Genomic DNA, 15970 nt, shown 5'->3' with positions numbered 1-15970 from the left:
GGACGCGGCAGGACGTCGGCATTATTCCGCTTCTACCGTTCCCGGATAGCTCAGCGGTAGAGCAAGTGACTGTTAATCACTGGGTCGCAGGTTCGATCCCTGCTCCGGGAGCCAGCTTTGGCGAAGGCCCGCGTGGACAACCACGCGGGCCTTTTTGCATGCGCGGATCGGAAGCACTGCACGCGTGGCAGGAGGCGCTCTGTGGGCAACGACGATGAGCGACGGATAGCGGCCCGCAGCGTGGCCCTGGTACTCGGCGCGGGCGGCGCACGTGGGCTTGCGCATATTGGCGTGATCGAAGAACTGGCCGCGCGCGGTTACCGGCTGTCGGCGATCGCTGGCTCATCGATGGGCGCGCTGGTTGGCGGCATCCATGCCGCGGGGCGATTGAGCGAGTACCGCGACTGGGCCTGCGCGCTGGATCGCGGTGACGTCCTGCGCCTGCTCGATTTCGCTTTCGGCCATCCGGGGCTGATCAAGGGCGAGCGCGTGATCGCCGCGATGCAGGACCTGGTGGGCGATCACCGCATCGAGGACCTGCCTTTGCCCTTCGTGGCAGTCGCCACCGACTTGACCAACCAGCGCGAGGTCTGGCTGGCGCGTGGACGTCTGTTCGATGCGATCCGCGCCTCGATCGCGATCCCGATGATGTTCACGCCGCACCGCCTCGATGGGCGCGACCTGGTCGATGGCGGCCTGCTGGCGCCGGTGCCGATCGCAGCGACGCGGCTGTTCGCGGCCGACCTGGTGATCGCGGTGGATGCCAATGCGCAGTCGACACTGCACTTGCGTGCGCCCGAGCCGATGACGGACGTGCAGGACGCGGCGCCGGACAAGCTCAGTGCGCGGGTCCACGCCTGGTTCGAGCGCCTGATGGAAGGCAAGTCGGACACTCCCACGCAGCCCGGTCTGCTCGACTTGATGTCTCGCGCGCTGGATACGATCCACGCGCGCATGAGCCAGATGCAACTGGCATTGGACCCACCGGACGTGCTGATTCGCATCCCGCACGACGCCTGCTACTTCTACGAGTTCTGGCGTGCGCGCGAGATGATCGCGATCGGCCGCGAGGCGGCGCGGCGGGCTCTCGATGAGTTCGAGCGCCCGCGCGGATCAGCCCTCGGCGGGATAGACCGCGATTGAATCGCGCAAGCCGCGCTGCGAGCCGGGACGCGCGCGAACCTCGCACGCCGCTTGCCGTCGGCGTGGGTCGCCGACCATCGGCTCAGCGAATGCGGCGGAAATGCCCGACGACTGCCTCGAGCGCAGAGCCGACCTTGCAGGCCCAGCGCCTGCGCGCCGAGGGTGTGGCCAGCTGGTCCTGACGCAATTCCACCATCGTGTAGGGCAGCGCCCGGCCGATGGCGTGGAATTCGACGGTGTAGCCCATCGCCACGTGTCCATCGTAGGGCCGGTTGTCTCCGATCAACTCTCCATCGCGGCCCAGGTGCCTGATCAGCGCGTGGGCCAGGGTTGGATCGTGGCGCCACAGTATTCCGATGGGCCAGGGCCGAGGTTCGCCGCCGCCGAGTTGGGGTGTGAAGCTGTGAATCGACACGACGAAAGGAACCAGGCCAACGCCGTGCATCTGATTCAGATGGCGCTCGATGCGGCGATGGTAGGGGCGATGCCAGAGCTCCCAACGCCGGCGCTTCTCGGTTTCGTCGACGTCCTGGTTCCCGGGGATGCGGGTGCCGTCGCTGATTCGCGGGATCAAGGTGTCGTCGCCCCAGCCGCGGTTGGCGTCGATCACCAGCCGGGAAACGCCCTGTTCGATGAGCGGCGCCCCAAGTCCACGCGCGATGCGCCGCGCGACATCGCCTGCCCCGATATCCCAGGCGGTGTGCCGGCCGAGTTCGTGCGGCGATAGTCCCAGATCCGACAATTCTGCCGGTACGCGATTCGACGCGTGATCGCACAGCACCAGCCAGTGGAGGTTGCTGCCCGGGTGAAAGCGGAACATCGATGCTGCTGCCGATCCTGGGGCCTCGATGATGCCGCAGTTTGATCCGGATCAGGGTGCGGCCCGAGATCTCCGGTATACGCGATCAGCATGGAAGCTGATGCCCGATTCGCTTTGCTGCAATCGCGCCTGCGCCCGATGTTCGAGCGGGTGGCGCACGACCGTCTGGCGCCGCGCACCGTGGTTGTCGTGCCGGGGCTGAGTCTTGACCCGGAAGTCCTGGCCCGGGTCGAAGGTGCGCGTCACTATGAAGAGCGCCAGCTGAGCATGCTCATGCTCCTGCGCATGCCGCGCACCCGGGTGGTTTTCGTCACTTCGACGCCGATCGCACCCAGCGTCATCGACTACTACCTGAACCTGTTGTCGGGAATTCCGGGGACGCACGCGCGCAGGCGGCTCACGCTGCTGTCGGCGGACGATGCCTCGCCGCGCAGCCTGACCCAGAAAATCCTGGAGCGGCCGCGCCTGCTGGCCCGGCTGCGCGCTGCCATCGGGGATCCGGCACTCGCGCACCTCTCGGTCTTCAATGCCACCGCGCTGGAACGCGAGCTTGCGCTGGTGCTCGATGTCCCACTGTATGCCTGCGATCCGGAACTGGCTTACTGGGGCAGCAAGAGCGGGAGCCGGACCGCTTTCCGTCGGGCGGGCGTGCTGTCTGCGGATGGTGCCGAGGGCTTGCCGGATCTCGATGCCGCGGCCCAGGCACTGGTGGACTTGCGGCAACGCCAGCCAGGACTGCGGCGCGCGGTACTGAAGCTCGATGAGGGCTTCTCCGGAGAAGGCAATGCGGTGATCGATTTCGGTGATGCGCCGGAGGAAGGCGATCTCGTCTCCTGGATGCGCGCCGAGCTTCCGCAAAGACTCCGGTTCGAGGCCAGCGGAATGGACTTCACGACCTACGCACGCAAGTTCGCCGAGAAGGGCGGGGTCGTCGAGGCCTGGATCGACGGCAAGGCAAAATGCTCGCCTTCGGTCCAGATGCGGGTGAACGCGCTGGGCGTGCTGGAAGTCATTTCCACCCACGACCAGATACTCGGCGGACCTACCGGGCAGATATTCCTTGGAAGCCGCTTTCCCGCGGACGCCGCTTATCGGCAAGCGCTCGCGGAGACCGGCCGGAAAGTGGGCGCCGTCCTTGCTGCAGAGGGGGTCATCGGGCGCTTTTCGATCGACTTCGTCTCGGTACAGGAGGAAGGCGGCTGGCGCCACCATGCGATCGAGATCAATCTGCGGAAAGGCGGCACCACCTTGCCCTACCAGATGCTCCAGTTTCTGACCGCCGGGTACGTGGATTCTATCACCGGCGAGTTCCTGACCCCGTTGGGCCAGGCCCGTTGCTACTGCGCAACCGACAATCTGGTGGACGAGCGCCTCAAGCGACTGGTGCCCGAGGACCTGATCGATATCCTCGTCGAGCGCCAGTTGCATTTCGACCAGAACACCCAGACCGGCGTGGTGTTCAACCTGATCGGGGCGCTCGCGGAATTCGGCAAACTAGGGCTCGTGGCGATTGCCGCCGATCGGACCCGGGCTGACGCGCTGTTCGAAGAGACCGTCGCCGTGTTGTTGGAGGAAGCGGGGCGCTGACGCACACCGGATCACCGATCCTGGGCGCCCCGATGAGGGGGCAGGCTTTGCGGGCAACACTAGTTTGGTGTTCCGTAATTAAGTTGAAGAAATTTCCGATGAATTTTGCGGCGAGGCAAGGCGAGAGGACGAGTCATAGCAGGGCTATGGCGACGACGAGCAACGCCGCATCGGCGCAAAAGGCGCGGAAATAATTCAAGGTAATTACGGAACACCACACTAGGGCTGGCAACCATCGATCTCGAAACCCCGGAAGCAGGGAACCCGCCTTGTGGCGGGTTCCCGGTTCGACTCAGAAGCGGTATCCGACACTGAAGGTGGTCACCCACACATCGTAGTCGGGGCTGCTGCCGCCCATCGTGATGACATTGGCCAACTGGTCGGGCGGGGCGTTGTCGACCGCCCAGTCAGTGGATTCGAACTGTTCGTAGGCGAAGCGCAGACGAAAGACGATGTTGCGGCGCCAAGCGTAATCGCCGTACAGACTTGCCGAGGTCAGGTCGCTTTCCGAGGTGGGTAGCGCACGTGCAGTCAAGCCAGAACCCACGGTGGTGAGTACATCGGATTCGGCATCCGAATCCACCCAGTCGACGCCGACGGTCAGCTTGTCTTCCATGAACTTCGCGTTGAATCCAAAGCCGTAGGTGAATACGGAGTCGCGGCTCTTGACGTTCCACGCCCGCGCCGGGTCGTAGATCTGCACGCCGCGGGTGGCGCCGCCGAAGGACGAGCCGTTCTGGTCGTTCTTGTAGCGTTCTTCAGATGCGAAGGCATACGCGGAAACCGCTGAACTCGGCGACCAGGCAACGTCCACGTTGTAGGCACTGACGCGGGAGAAAGTCAGGCCTTTCAGGGAGTTGTCGTAATCGTCCTCGGCATAGCTGACGCTGGCGCTGAGCGACACTTCCTCGACCGGCATGAAGCTCGCGTACAACTCGCCATCCTTGCGCTCGCGGTCGGCCTGGTTGAACTTGCGCAGGTCCGGGTGGTTCTCGAACGGGAAGCCATCGACGAACGGCTGCAGCGTGTTGTAGTAACCCGGAGCGTAGCCGCCGATCAGGGTCTCGTAGCCCAGGTACTCGCTGCCGCCATCGCGATCGGAACTGCTCATGCGCAGGCCGCCGTTGATGAAGCCGCCAGTGTCGATCGCAAAATTCAACGTGTAGAGGTCCTCGTCTATCTCCTCGCGCCCCTGGTGCGGGCGCTCGGTCTGACGCCAGCGCGCCTCGCCGGTCACGCGCAGCCAGTCGGTGGCATTCCAGTTGCTGTCCAGCTTGAAGTACTCATCCTGGTAACTCTTGGGTTCGTTGTAGCGCCGTTGCCCACTGGTGGCGGCCACGTTCTGCGCCAACGAATCGCCGCCGATGTAGACGAACTCGTGATGGTGCGTCTTGTTGTCGCGCTCGTCGAACTTGTAGCTGGCGCCCAGGGTCAGCGAGTCGAAGGGCCGCGTCGTGAACCGCAGTGCGATGTGGGTGGTGTCGACTTCGCCGTCGAGCGAATCCACCGGCAACGGTTGGGTGATCGTGGCTGCCAGCAAGGGATTGATCGTGTACGGCAGGAACGCCTGGTCCTGCGTGCCGCGGCCGATGGAAACCTCGCCGCTGAGCCGGGTGGTCTTGGAGAAGCTCCAGCCGCCGCTCAGGTTCAACTGGTGGAAGTCGTTGTCCGGCTCCAGGTGCATCTGCCCCAGGCCGTTCGGGTAGCCCACCTGCGCGGTCGGCGTCCAGCCGTTGATGCTGGAGTAGGGTTCTGCCAGATCAGCGAGTTGTTGCCGTTGTCGAAGAACGAGCCGTAGTAACCGAGCGTGAGCTGCTTGGTCGTGTCGGCAAAGCTCAACGCCGCATCTACCGTGCGCGTTTCATAGTCCACCGGCTCCGGCGCGATGATCGCGCGCGGGTTGCCGCCGGAACTGCCGATGGTCAGCGCGATGGTCTTGTTGCCTTCTTTCTGTTCGAGGTTGTAGTTGACCTCGAAGCTCCAGCCCGATGGCAGCACGACATCGCCACCGATATCGAACCGTTCGCGCTTGTGCTCGATGGCGAAGGTGCGCAAATTGGGCACGAGTTGGGTCATCGTGGCCGTGGTCTGCCCCGCCACCCAGCCGGTCGGCAGGCTCAGGTTGGTGCTGCCCGCGCCTTGGAAGATCGTCTGAGTATCTTGCAACTGGTAATGCGGGATCTGGTCGAATCCGACGTGGAAGTTCCAGGCGCCCTGGCGGCCCGCTTCGAAGGCGAGGTCCCGCGAGTCGAGGCCGAGGTTGCGACCGGTCAGGCGCCAGTAGCCGGCGTCGTCGCCGTCCCAAGGGCCGCGCCGGAAGATGTCGACGTTGACGACCGGGAACAGGCCCTCATCCTCCATCCCCGTGTAACGACCGAAGCGATAGGAGGAATCGGAGACGTTGCCGAGGCCGACCTCGACATAGTTCTTGACGACGGTCTGCTCTTCAAGCATCAGGTCCGTGTCATCGGCTTCGTCATCCGCCTCGTCGGCGTCCTGAGCGCAAAGGCTCCCGCTGGCAAGGGCAGCGGCCAGAATCGCCGCCCAGAGCGTGCCGCGGCTGAGTACTTCGCGAATGGCCTTGCTCAGCAATTTGTGCTGGATGTTCATGGCATATCTCGCATGCGATCGGCGTTGAGGTCAGCGCGTGAAGCGCGGGCCGGACGGATGGTTGGAACCGTGCACTTCACCGTGGCAGTTCATGCAGTTCTTGTGCAGCATCTGCTGCGCGCCCGAGGGCCGCGTGGCGCCGGGCAGGCCGGTTCCACTGTAGGCCGTGCTCGGGTGCTGGTTGGCAAGGTGGCAGGTCTGGCACAGCCAGGGCCCGCGCTGCTTGAGCATGCCGGCGTGGACGGAGCCATGCGGCGAGTGGCAGATCGTGCAGTCCTCGGTGACCGGCTGGTGTTCCCACAACATCGGGCCGCGCTTGTCGGCGTGGCAGTTGTTGCAGGTTTCATTGACCGTATTGCGCGCCAGATTGCCCTGGCTCATTGAACCGTGTGGATTGTGGCAACCCGTGCAGCTCATCTCGCCTTCGCGGATCGGGTGGCGGAAGGGCTTGGTCATGGCGGCGCGCTGATCCTGGTGGCAGGTCAGGCAAACGTCCGGTTGCATGGTCTTGTCCAGCACCGGATCCTGCGCCACATGCACGGAATGGCAGTCGATGCAGCGCAGGTTCTCGGCCTCATGCCGGCTACCTTGCCAATGCATCAACTGCTTGCCGTTGTGGCAGGACTGGCACTGGCCATTGCTGATCTCGGCGTCCTTCTCCTCGAAGGTGATGTCCGGCAGCACCTCGTCATCCTTGATATGGGCGACGCTGGGGCCATGGCAGGTCACGCAGGCATCGTCGGCCATCGGCGTGCGGCTGTCGGCCACCATGCCGTGCTTGGTAAGGAGGATCGAGAGCACCGGGTGTTCGGAAGTCTCGTCATGACAGCGGACGCACTTCTTGAAGCCGGGATCATCCGGGCCATTTCCAGCCTCGGCGGCAATCGCTGTCCCGGAAATCCAGGAGCCGAGCAACAGGGCCAACCCCGTGAACAGCGCACCTGGGGTTGCCTTTCCGAACGTCCGCATGGTCCCCTCCTTGTAACTCTTCAATTCAACATTTGAGTGTTGACGTCGATCCGGCCAAAGACGGATCAAGCCGGCTTGTACCTGGTTGCCCCAGCAAACTCGTTGCACGCTGCGAATGGCGGGACCGAGGTTGCGGCCGGTCCAAGGTCCATCGTCATGTCCATGAGCGTGCTGGTGTCCATCTGGTCGAGGTCCTGCGCCCTGGTCTTATGTTCAGCAACGCTGAACCTAGTCGCCGATCCGAGTATTGATCAAGGTCAATTCGCCGTGAAAATCGGTACCTGTGCCTGAACCAGCAAGCGAAGGCAGGTCGATGTCGTCTGCATCTGCCGGGCACGGGGAACATCGAAGAAGCAAGGGCGGCCGTCCGTCGCCAGGGCCGACCCAACCCATGGACGGCGCACGCGGGGCAAAAAAAACGGAGCAGGCTGAGTGGCCTGCTCCGTTTGAAGTACTCGGATCGGGTCAGCCGGTCAGTGCGCCAGCAGCCACTGAGCGAGGTTCTTCAGCTGAGCCTGATCGGTGGTCTTGATCTTCTTGTGCTCTTCCTTCTCGCCATCGATCTCGACCATGGGGCCGGTGGTGATCATGGTGATGATCTGCTCTTCCGCGTCGGCCTTGCCTTTGAGGTCTGCCGCGATCTTCTTCAGCGACGGGCCGGACTTGTCCTTGGTGGCATGGTGGCAGCTGCCGCAACGATTGCTCTTCATCAGGGCCTCGGCAGCCTTGGCGTCGACGGCAGCCTCGGCGGGACTCATTGCGGCGAAAGCGAAGAGGAGAGAGCTCGTGATAGCCAGAGTCTTGGTCAACTTCATGGATTGCTCCTTGCCTGGAAGGCCAACTGGGATGGATGTGCAGCCAACGCCGGGTTTCCCACGCCGCGCGGGGTGACGGCGCGTCGATCTTGCCATGCCAGCTGGCAATGACCTGCGTGAACACTAACGTGCCCGGGCTTCGGGAATCTTGACTGCTGTCAACCCGTGCAGGCGCCATCAGGGTAGATTGCCACTGAGCTGGCGAATCCTGTCAATGGGGAGATCTGCTTACCATGTCGACGCTCATGTTGCGCCTCAAACAGGTTGTCCTGTTCCTGTTGTCGCCACTGTTTGCGCTGGGCTACATGGCCTTGATGCCGGTGGTGGGGCTGGCGAAACTGCTTCAGGGAAAGGACCCGAGACTGGACGAAGAGGCAAGGCATTGATTTAGCGATGACAAGATCGGAGGGCACGAGGGCACGCAAAGGCGCTCCTTCGCACCGAACCGGCTCTTGCGTGCCCTCGTGCCCTCCAGTTCGATGCGCGAACAAGCGCACCGCCAAGGGCGACCGGAACTCTCACCGAACATACGCCAAGGTGTTGAATTTCATACATTTTCAGCCCGTGCGAAACGACGACCCTGTGATTGAGTACGCAAAGGACGCAAAGGACGCAAAGACAGCAAGTGCCGGGGATACCCCAGCGCTGTATCGCGTTTGATTTCCTTTGCGTCCTTTGCGTCCAAAAACACAGTCCGCGATCTTGCGAGTGTCACGGTTCGATGCGCGAACAAGCGCACCGCGAGGGGCGACCGGAACTCTCACAGGGCAAGCATATGCGTTGTGCGTGCCGCCGTTCATGGCGGCTCCTGTTTCAGTGCTCGCTTGACGCCGGGGCGGTCGCTGCCGCTGGCGCGTTTGCAGGTTCGTCATCGACATCCTCATAGCCGGTGATCATGCCCTTGGTGTGGGCGCCAAACGTATGCCCGAGCGTGACCAGGTAGAGGTGTGGAAGGAGGAAGGCCACGAAGGCGATCGACAGCAGCATGTGCACGGTGGAGACGATGCGGATTCCGCCCAGCATGTCGATCTGGTTGCTGAACCCGGTGACATCCCACAGCAGCAGGCCAGTGAAAAACTGCAGCGGCAGGAGCACCAGCATGACGACCTGGTAGGTCATTGCCTGCATCGGATTGAACTTGCCATAAACGGTCACGCGGTAGGGATTGGGTTCCCCGCGAAGGATGCCATAGGCGTAGTAATAGACTTGCCGGAACATTGCCGGGAAGTACTTCCTCGGATTCAACTCTGGCAGATAAACCTTGATGCGGTCGGAAAAGGCATAATAAAAGAACCACAGCAGGAAATTTGCTGCCACGAAAAACCCAGTCCAGTTGTGCAGCCGCACAGCGTTCCTGAATGACATCAGGTCGAACAGTCCGGCATACCGGATCTGCAGGCCAGTCAATATCAGGAGGATGATCCCCAGTGCGTTCAGCCAGTGCCATATCCGGATCGGCAGGGGGTGAATGTACAGCTTTGCCATGATGCTCTCCTGGATTTCCGGTCAGGCGTCACGCCTTTCCACTGTCGCCAGTTGATGACTGGCTGGCGGCATCCGCAGAGCCTGCAAGTGCCTTCCGAGCCTGCTTTTCGCGAATGCGGCGGAATACGAAACGTGCACTGGCATGGGCGGCCAGCCCGCCACCCAGGCCGAGTACCACCAGCACCAGCAGGTAATCGAGCAACTTGATCCTGGTGCTTCCAAGGACATAGAAGCCCTGCACCGAGTCCAGCGATTGCAGCGAGTTCAGCACCTCGGTTTGCACGTCGTGGCGCAGAGGACGCCCGTCTGGCCCGGCAATCGTCAGGTTGACGCTGGTGAAGGGTTGCGCCCCAGCCTGATGGCACATCGTGCAGTCAGCGAGCGCCTTGGATTTGTCCGCCAACTGGTGCGCCTGCACCGCGGAACTGACTTCCAGACGTCCGCGCAGTACCACCTTGCCGTTGGCACCGTCTCCCGCGACCTGTTTCAGCAGTGCGCGCAGCTCGCTGCCGTCCAGGCCGAGATCCTTCTTGTCGATCTCCTTGGCCAGCTTCACGAATTGCGGCACGCCGGACTCCTCCAGCATCTGCTGCTGATCTGCGCCGGCCCCCTGGAACAGGCGCAGGTTCACGCGGCGCTCAGCCGTCGGGGCATGGCATGCGGGGCAGGAAATGGACTCGAAATGGCGCTCGGCGTTGGGCAGCCAGACCTTGTGCCTGGCAGCCGCGTCGTCATGGCACTCGAGGCAGGTGTCCCGCAGCGCGGTGCCCAGCGATGCCGCTTTAACGCCGTGCGCCTGATGGCATCCCGAACACACCGGCGCCGGATTCTGCTGGTTTCCGGCTGCCATGCCATGCACGTCATTGGCGGCAGCCTCGAATACATCCTTATGGCACTTGCCGCAGGGCATTGCCGCTGCCGGTTCCGCAAGCTTCCACGAACGCACGGTGTGCGGATTATGGCAATCGGCGCACATCGGCGCCTTCTCGCTTCCCTGCTCGATCAGCATGGCGTGCACGCTGTCATCGTACTCGCGGTATTTCTTCTTGTGGCAGTCCTGGCAGATGTCGGCCATGGCAACGCCGAGATCGCGCTTGCTGGCGATCGCAATCTCTCCCTTGCCGTGGGTCTCGATGTCGATTTCGTAATGACAGTCGGCACAACTATTCTCGTTGTGCATCGAACTCAGGAACGCCTCGGTCGAGATGTGCAGGGAGATCGTCTCGCCACTCTCGAGCTTGGCCGAGAGCTTGGGATCGTCGTGACATTCCAGGCAGGCGACGTCTTCTTCCGCAAGTTCGATCTCTTCTTCGGGCTCCTCCTGCTCGTCCTGCGCGAGCACCGGCGCGAACGGTACAGCCAGCGCCAGGGCCAGTGTTCCAGCCAGGAGCCAGTGCCAGCGTCGCGATGCAGGGGAGGAAGTACTCATCGCCGATTCCAGGTTTGAGTGAGTCAGCATTGCAGGCCGGCGTACGGTTGCCGCGTGGCACAGGGCCTTCGTCCGGACGGTCGAGCACAGGTTCAGACTCTGCTCGTTGCGTGACGGATCCGTGTTGAGGATAGTCAAGAACGGCGGGGGCGGGAATGCACGGACTGACCACGCTGCCTCATCGTGCGGGGGATGCGTCAGTCTCACCCGCGATGCAGACCTGACCCGGCCCGTGCAGAAGCGCATCGGGAGCCAACATGGCTGAGCAACCTGCCGCCCCGGAACTTCTGCAAGAGGGCGAACCGACGGTCGCGACGGTCAGCCACCCGATAGGACGCTACCTGCTGGCCACGCGTCCGGCCTTCCTGACGATCACACTGGCCGGTTGTCTGCTCGGAATCGCGGCTGCCGTCGCTGGCGGAGGCGCGGTCGATGGCATCGCCGCGGCCGCGACGATGCTCCTCGCGTTGTGCGCGCACGCAGCGGTCAACGTCCACAATGACTACTGCGACCACCTGAACGGCACGGACGCGATGAACATCGGGAGGCTATTCCCGTACACTGGAGGATCGCGTTTCATCCAGAACGGCGTGTTCACCCCCACGCAGACCCGCCGCTACGCAATGGCGCTCTTCGCGGTGACGACTATCGGCGGATGTCTGCTGGTCCTGCGGTCTGGAGGCGGACTGCTCGGCATCGGACTGGCCGGGTTGCTGGTGGGCTGGGCCTATTCATCGCCACCGTTGCAATTGAACAGTCGCGGATTCGGCGAAGCATGCGTTGCCTTGGCCTTCTGGCTGGTGGTCGTCGGTGCGGATTTCGTGCAGCGGGGGCAGTTCTCGCAAACGCCGATGCTGGCAGGAATCGCATACGCGCTGCTGACCACCAACATCCTGTACATCAACCAGTTTCCTGATCGCGAGGCCGATATCGCCGCGGGCAAGTTGCACTGGGTGGCGCGTCTGGAGCCCGAGCAGGCGTGCTGGGGTTATGTGCTGATCCTGGCGCTGGCGGCGGCGGCAATCCTCGTTCCGGTGGCGCTGGGCCTGCTTCCGCGCGGCGCCGCGCTGGGTTTGCTCGCGCTGGTGCCGGCCATCAGTGCAGCGCGCGCGCTGCTGCGCGACGCGAGCCGCCCGCAGTTGCTTGCGACCGCCATCCGGCAGACCATCGCTGCCGCGCACATTGCAGCCGTGGCGATGACCCTGGGCCTGTGGTGGCGGCCCTGAGTGACATCGCTTGCGGATGAGGCTCATCCCCCGGTCGGGTGGACCGTGGCGGCCGGATGGAAGGCGTCCGTGAAGCAGGCATTCGGCCCCAGGCCGTGTGCCAGAAAGTCGGGCAGGGCGCTGTCGACCATCTTCACCGACCCGCACAGGTAGACCTCGAAGCCGCCGAGGTCCGGATGGTCCTGGAGCATTGCCTGGTGGACCATTCCGGTGCGACCGGCCCAGTCCGGGGCATTCGCGGGTTCCGACAGCACCGTGGTGAAGCGGAAGTTCGGGTGCTCGCGCTGCCAGCGCTCGATGCTCTCGAGCAGGTACAGGTCCTGCGGGTGACTGACGCCCCAGTACAGTTGCATCGGACGCTGGATGCCGCGCGCGAAGGCGTCTTCGAGGATGCTCTTGATCGGTGCGAACCCGGTGGCGCCGGCGACCAGCAGGATCGGCTTGTCGCCGGCGTGCAGCGTGAACCCGCCCAGCGGTCCCTCGATGGCGAGCGCATCGCCGACGCGCATTTCCGAAAACACATGGGTGGTGAAGCGTCCGCCCGGGATCAGGCGGATATGCAGCTCGATCAGCGCATTGTCCTGCGGCGGGTTGGCGAAGGAGAAGGCGCGGCGCTGGCCGTCCTCCAGCACGATGTTGAGGTACTGACCGGCGGCGAACTGGATCCGCTCATCGCCCGGCAGCGACAGCCACACGCGCATGACATTCGGGCCCAGGCGCTCCAGCCGCTCCACACGCGCCGGCCACTGGCGCGGTGCGCTGCGCGCCGCGGCGCCCAGAGATTCGACCGGGACCTCGATCTCGAGATCTTCCAGTGGTGTGGCGCAGCACATCAGGGTCTCGCCGCGCTCGCGCATCGCCGGGGTCAGGGTGCCTGGCTGGAAGGGGCCGTGGTCGACACGCCCGTTCAGCAGCTTGCACAGGCACACGCCGCAACCGCCATTGCGGCATTCGTAGGGTAGCGCCAGTCCCGCACGCAGCCCGGCTTCCAGCAGGGTCTCGCCCGGGCGCGCGGAGACCTGCTCCGGGCCGGGATGCAGCACCAGGTGGAAGCGGGTCTGCCGGTCGCGCCGGGTACGCCGTAGCCACGGCAGCAGCGCCAGCAGGCCGGTGATGCCGATCACCAGGGCCCACACCCCGCCGGGGGACCAGCGGTCGAGCAGGGGATAGATTGGCAGGTAAAACCAGTCGAGCGCCAGCGTCCCGACCTCGCTGCCCAGGTCCGCCGCACCGCCCTGGCTGACCACCGGCTGCAGTGCGGACAGCGCCAGCAACATCGCGACCACGCCGATCGCGATCGCGCGCGGCGGGTGGGTCGCTGCCTTGGGCACCCGCTGCACGTGCACCCACATCAGCAGCAGCACCAGCAGAGGTGCACCGATGTGGATGAAGGACAACAGCGAGAACAGGCGGTCGTTGACGCTGTCGGGGTGGATGAAATTGCGGATCAGGGTGCCGCCGAAGCCGGGCAGCCAGTCGATCCATTCGAAGCTGGTCACGATCACATATTGCGCCAGCCGGTCCCACGGCAGCATGTAGCCGTTGATGCCGGAGACGTAGACCAGCCAGATCAGACCCACCCCGGTGACCCAGGAGAAGGCGCGGAAGCCGCGCAGCCGGTCGAAGGCAAAGTGGCGCAGCATGTGGATCAGCATCAGCAGTGCCATCGCGTCCGATGCGTAGCGGTGCACGCTGCGTAGCACGCCCCCGACGAACCACTGGCCGTGGGTCAGAGACTCGACCGAGGCGTAGGCGCCCACCACGCTGGTGTCGAAGAATGCGTACAGGTACAGGCCGCTGCCGGCGACGATCCAGAACAGCCAGAAAACGATCGCGCCGAGGTGGTAGAGCGGGTTGTGCGCGTCGCCGAAGGCGCGGTTGAACAACGCCTCGGCATGCATGAACAGCCAGCGCAGGCCGGCCTGCAGGGGACGGATCATGGCGCCTGGACGGGCTTGAGCGCGCGCCAGACCACCACGACGAACAGCAGCCCGCCGATGATCGCGATCAGGCCGCCCAGGCCCATCAGGCCCATTCCGGCGACTTCCGAGGTGCTGCGCAGCACCTGCTCGGCGCCTGCGATCTTGCGCTGCACGCCATAGCCGCCGGACCAGACCAGCCCGACGATGTGCATGAACTGGCCGATGGCGTACAGCGTGGGCTGCCAGCGCGCCATGCGGCTGGTCGGCGCGCGGTAACCGAGCTGCGGCAGCAACAGGTAGACCAGACCCATCAGCGCCAGCGTCACGCCGACGATGCAACCGTGGTAGTGCGCGGGGATCTTGACGTTGCTGCCGGCGATGAAGACGCCGATCAATCCACCCGCAGCGAACAGGGCCATCGACGAGACCAGCGCCGCGCGCAGCGGTTTCTGCGCCTCGGTGAGCGCGCTGCGCCCGCGCACCAGGCCGACCAGCACCGCCAGCGCGATCGGGACGATCGAGACGCCGCCGCCCAGGCGCATCGCCCAGGTGTGCAACTCGCGGTGCTCGACCGAACTGACCGGGTGTGCGAGGTAGGCGTAGGGCGTGACGAAGACGCTGGCCAGCGCCAGCGCGAGCAACAGCAGGGTGACCCGCGGCGACAGCGGAACCCGTGCGCCGATCGCGCTGGCGAGCCACAGCCAGCCCACCAGCATCAGCAGCGTCCAGGTGAACTGCAGTGCGTGGCCGCCGCCCCAGAACAGGATTTCGTAATAGGCCTTGCCCTCCAGCGCGGGTGTCAACCACAGCGAGGCCGCGAATGCGAGCAGGGCCACGGCGGTAGCAACGGTCGCCGCATTCAGCCCGAAGCGCAGCGCGCCGGCGCCGTCGACCAGGCTGCCCACGCGTGGCGCGGCGATCAGTGCGTGCGCCACCAGCAAGGTCGCGCCGACGCCGAACACGGCGAGACCGGCGAGGAACACCGGCCCATCGAGCACCGGGATGTAGTTGGCCATGATCGGCGTGCCAGCGCCGGCGAAGGGTGCGATCAGCATCAACAGGGTGCCGGCACCCGCCAGCGCCAGTGCCGCCTGGGCGTAGCGCAGGCCGATCGCGCGACAGCTCTGCGTCCACAACAGCCCGGCCAACGCGACGAACCAGACCAGCACCGACAGGTCGACGTGCACCACCAGGGCGACGCGGAAGAAATCCGCCACCGGAAGCAGTTGGTTAACGCCCGGCGTGCGCGAGGCCACCAGCAGCACCGAGTAGATCCCGGAGCCGATCAGCGCCAGCAACCCCAGCCACAGCCAGCCGCGGGCCAGCGCACGGCGCGCGTCCTGCGGCACGCTGAGAACGTAGTTGGCTTCAGGTGCGCCGTCGTCGGCATCTGCACGCGCGGGAAGGGCAGCACCTGACCGGGGGAAGCGACGCCGAGCGCGGGCTGCACGCGGGTCTTGTTGCCGAATCTGCGCAAGTGACTCATTGCAGGAGGATCCGTTTCTCGGCGGAATCGAAGTCGATGACCAGGATTTCCGCGGGTTTGAGGTTGACGTTCTGTTCCACGGCGTAGTCGAAACCTTCCTTGCGCGGGTTGTCGTCCAGGCGTACTGCGATGCGGTGGCTGCCGGCGGGCACCTGCACGCGGCGGTAGAGGGCAGCGGCGCCATCGCGCGACAGCCCGGACGGCTGTCCCGTGAGCTGCATCGCGGGCTGGCCATCGATATCCACCTCGACGCTCACCGGCGCGCGTTCGCGCGGGCAGCGGGTGGGTGCGCGCATGTTCGGCGGCAGCTTGGCCAGTTCCTCCGGCGTCTGTTCGACGCAGTCGCCCAGGCGCTCGCCGTGGTGCACGATGCTGAGCTTGATCACAGCCTGGTCAGGCGCAAGGTGCTGGTAGGGCGGCCAGTGCGAAAACACGCCGACCACCGTCGCGAGTGCGGCGTACAACAGCGTCTGTCCCA

Annotated in this window: 13 protein-coding genes and 1 tRNA gene; 5 read left to right on the top strand and 9 right to left on the bottom strand. The window is 64.6% G+C overall.

Features of this window, described 5'->3' with window-relative positions:
* Nucleotides 1-39: 39 nt before the first annotated feature.
* A tRNA-Asn gene (locus tag IPK27_19775) sits at nucleotides 40-114 on the top strand.
* 111 nt (nucleotides 115-225) lie between these two features.
* Nucleotides 226-1143, top strand: a complete 918-nt coding sequence (locus tag IPK27_19770) for a patatin-like phospholipase family protein (GenBank protein MBK8069770.1) — start codon at nucleotides 226-228, stop codon at nucleotides 1141-1143.
* A gap of 82 nt (nucleotides 1144-1225) precedes the next feature.
* Here the strand turns inward: IPK27_19770 and IPK27_19765 are convergent, their stop codons facing one another.
* The gene (locus IPK27_19765; protein ID MBK8069769.1) at nucleotides 1226-1963 is read right to left on the bottom strand and encodes an N-formylglutamate amidohydrolase; all 738 of its coding nucleotides are present in this window, start codon (nucleotides 1961-1963) and stop codon (nucleotides 1226-1228) included.
* 90 nt (nucleotides 1964-2053) lie between these two features.
* On the opposite strand from IPK27_19765, the gene IPK27_19760 reads away from it, so the two are divergent.
* On the top strand, nucleotides 2054-3550 hold the full coding sequence (locus IPK27_19760) for a carboxylate-amine ligase (protein MBK8069768.1): 1497 nt from the start codon (nucleotides 2054-2056) through the stop codon (nucleotides 3548-3550).
* Nucleotides 3551-3842: 292 nt separating this feature from the next.
* Here the strand turns inward: IPK27_19760 and IPK27_19755 are convergent, their stop codons facing one another.
* The 4 genes from IPK27_19755 to IPK27_19740 all read right to left on the bottom strand — a co-directional run bounded on the left by IPK27_19755 (nucleotide 3843) and on the right by IPK27_19740 (nucleotide 7944).
* Nucleotides 3843-5261, bottom strand: coding sequence for an MtrB/PioB family decaheme-associated outer membrane protein (locus IPK27_19755; protein MBK8069767.1), 1419 nt, complete (start codon nucleotides 5259-5261; stop codon nucleotides 3843-3845).
* Nucleotides 5198-6160: an MtrB/PioB family outer membrane beta-barrel protein gene (locus IPK27_19750; GenBank protein MBK8069766.1), complete on the bottom strand. Its 963-nt coding sequence runs from the start codon at nucleotides 6158-6160 to the stop codon at nucleotides 5198-5200. The genes IPK27_19755 and IPK27_19750 overlap by 64 nt, the downstream gene beginning before the upstream one ends.
* Before the next feature lie 30 nt (nucleotides 6161-6190).
* Nucleotides 6191-7129: a DmsE family decaheme c-type cytochrome gene (locus tag IPK27_19745; protein ID MBK8069765.1), complete on the bottom strand. Its 939-nt coding sequence runs from the start codon at nucleotides 7127-7129 to the stop codon at nucleotides 6191-6193.
* Between the two features lie 473 nt (nucleotides 7130-7602).
* Nucleotides 7603-7944 carry a cytochrome C gene (locus tag IPK27_19740; GenBank protein ID MBK8069764.1) on the bottom strand — a complete coding sequence of 114 codons (342 nt, stop codon included), beginning with the start codon at nucleotides 7942-7944 and terminating at the stop codon, nucleotides 7603-7605.
* Between the two features lie 233 nt (nucleotides 7945-8177).
* On the opposite strand from IPK27_19740, the gene IPK27_19735 reads away from it, so the two are divergent.
* Nucleotides 8178-8330, top strand: a complete 153-nt coding sequence (locus tag IPK27_19735) for a hypothetical protein (GenBank protein MBK8069763.1) — start codon at nucleotides 8178-8180, stop codon at nucleotides 8328-8330.
* 427 nt (nucleotides 8331-8757) lie between these two features.
* Here the strand turns inward: IPK27_19735 and IPK27_19730 are convergent, their stop codons facing one another.
* Both IPK27_19730 and IPK27_19725 read right to left on the bottom strand, forming a co-directional pair.
* Nucleotides 8758-9429, bottom strand: a complete 672-nt coding sequence (locus IPK27_19730; protein MBK8069762.1) for a cytochrome b/b6 domain-containing protein — start codon at nucleotides 9427-9429, stop codon at nucleotides 8758-8760.
* A gap of 28 nt (nucleotides 9430-9457) precedes the next feature.
* Nucleotides 9458-10858, bottom strand: a complete 1401-nt coding sequence (locus IPK27_19725) for a hypothetical protein (GenBank protein MBK8069761.1) — start codon at nucleotides 10856-10858, stop codon at nucleotides 9458-9460.
* Nucleotides 10859-11115: 257 nt separating this feature from the next.
* Here IPK27_19725 and IPK27_19720 point away from each other — a divergent pair, with 257 nt between their 5' ends.
* Complete coding sequence (locus IPK27_19720) at nucleotides 11116-12084, top strand: prenyltransferase (GenBank protein MBK8069760.1); 969 nt, start codon at nucleotides 11116-11118, stop codon at nucleotides 12082-12084.
* Nucleotides 12085-12107: 23 nt separating this feature from the next.
* Here the strand turns inward: IPK27_19720 and IPK27_19715 are convergent, their stop codons facing one another.
* Nucleotides 12108-14024, bottom strand: a complete 1917-nt coding sequence (locus IPK27_19715) for a cytochrome b N-terminal domain-containing protein (protein MBK8069759.1) — start codon at nucleotides 14022-14024, stop codon at nucleotides 12108-12110.
* A complete protein-coding gene (locus IPK27_19710; GenBank protein ID MBK8069758.1) occupies nucleotides 14021-15676 on the bottom strand; it encodes a cbb3-type cytochrome c oxidase subunit I in 1656 nt (551 codons plus the stop codon). Before IPK27_19710 ends, IPK27_19715 begins: the two co-directional genes overlap by 4 nt.
* Nucleotides 15677-15970: the final 294 nt, after the last annotated feature.

The organism is Rhodanobacteraceae bacterium, from assembly GCA_016713135.1.
GTDB lineage: Bacteria > Pseudomonadota > Gammaproteobacteria > Xanthomonadales > SZUA-5 > JADKFD01.
Note: the sequence above shows the minus strand (reverse complement) of the source record. Positions and strands in the feature narration are given on the sequence as shown.